At 63.6% G+C, this 1,564-nt stretch carries 2 protein-coding genes; both read right to left on the bottom strand.

Annotated elements, in window-relative coordinates; all coding sequences use genetic code 11:
• The coding region (locus NZM16_RS02925; RefSeq protein WP_295478422.1) for a response regulator transcription factor at positions 1-590 on the bottom strand (590 nt) is incomplete at its 3' end.
• Between the two features lie 270 nt (positions 591-860).
• Entirely contained in the window at positions 861-1,265 is a 405-nt protein-coding gene (locus NZM16_RS02930; protein WP_295478425.1) for a hypothetical protein, read from the bottom strand.
• Between the last annotated feature and the right edge of the window lie 299 nt (positions 1,266-1,564).

The following is a 1,564-nucleotide window of genomic DNA, read 5'->3' on the forward strand; positions in this document are numbered from 1 at the left end:
TTGATGTGCGCATCGATGGTTCGCTCGTATCCTTCATAAGCGACCCCCTGAACCTGCTCCAGCAGCTGCAGGCGGGTGAAGACCCGGCCGGGATGGCGGGCCATGGTGGCCAGCAATTCGAACTCCGTTGGCGTTAGATGCACCTCCCGACCCCCAGCTCGCACTTCCCGTCGATCCAGGTCGATGACCAGGTCTCCAATTCGGATCACGGCAGGCGGAGCCACCTCGCCCTGAGCTCGCCTCAGAACCGCACGCACCCGCGCGACGAGCTCCCGGGGGCTGAAGGGCTTGGTGATGTAATCATCCGCCCCCAGCTCCAGACCCACCACTCGATCCTCTTCCTCGACCCGCGCCGTCAGAATGATGATCGGAACCCCGGATTCCCGCCGGAGCATGCGGCAGATCTCAAATCCATCCATGCCCGGCAGCATCAGGTCCAGGATGATGAGATCCGGCCGCTCCCGACGGAAGGCATGGAGCGCTGAGGGCCCATCCCCCACCGGAATGACCCGGAACCCCGCCTGCTCCAGATAAGCCCGGACCACCTGACGCATCCGAGGCTCGTCCTCGACCAGTAAAATGGTCTTCACGGCTCCTGCACCCTCCCTGAGAGCCTATCCGAAAAACGAATTGCTCTTCGGTTTGGAAGGGACCCGATGGAGAAGGCGGGATCCCTCTCTCTTCCCCCTCCCCACCACCCAAAGGGCGACGGGGAGGGGGAAGAGAAAGCATGTCCTTGCGCTGCCGGGCACCGAGGGCGCCTGGCACCACAAGGACACTTTCGAAGGAAAGCGTGATTTAGATAGGCTCTAAGATGATGGAAGGAGAGGAGTAGGGATCATCGGAAAAGTCGCTGGCCCCTAACTCTCCCCGATGGATCCGGACGGGCTCCCGGTCAGCGAAGCCCCGCAATACGGACAGTGCGCCCCGTCCGGTTGCACAGGGCGGCCGCACTGGGGACAGCGGGCGATCGGCGTCGCTGGGGCGGAAGGGCCGCTCGAACGCGTGGCCTGCTGCACCAGCCAGACGACCGCGGCGATCACCAGGCCGAGGACCAGCAGTGGGATCAGCAGGCCCAACAGCATCATCAGCAGCCCGATCCCCCAGCCCATGCCACCGAATCCCCAGCCCCACCGGCCCATCATCGGGCAGCCGGGGCAACCCCATCCCCAGCCCCAGGCAGGGCCGGTCAGAAAGCCCAGGGCACCGATCACCAGCATCAGGACCACGATCCCGACCAGCACCCAAATCCAGCTCCGGCTCATGGTTTCCTCCTTCAACCAAGATTGTAAATCCAGATCGGGGTTATGCCGTTCGCTTCCTCGGGAAGTCTTTTATCCCTCTTCTCACAGCCCAAAGGGCCGTGAGAAGGAGGACAAGGGGTGGGGCCATTCCCCCTCATCCACCCGGCTCCCAACGGCGTAACTCCTATCCAGAAAACCCCTGGGCGCCCGCATTGGAGAGCGGAAAGCCCATCCGCGCCCTCAGGTCTTCAAAGCCAGAGGGTGACACAAGCTGGCCCGTAGAGTTCGCATCACCCCCTGCATCCTCGTCCTCCCGAGGA

Source organism: Thermoflexus sp., from assembly GCF_025055495.1.
In the GTDB taxonomy this organism is placed as follows: domain Bacteria; phylum Chloroflexota; class Anaerolineae; order Thermoflexales; family Thermoflexaceae; genus Thermoflexus.

Bases quoted from the DNA above. Each gene is read 5' to 3' on its own strand.
- NZM16_RS02930 (WP_295478425.1), bottom strand. From the start codon at position 1,265: ATGAGCCGGAGCTGGATTTGGGTGCTGGTCGGGATCGTGGTCCTGATG.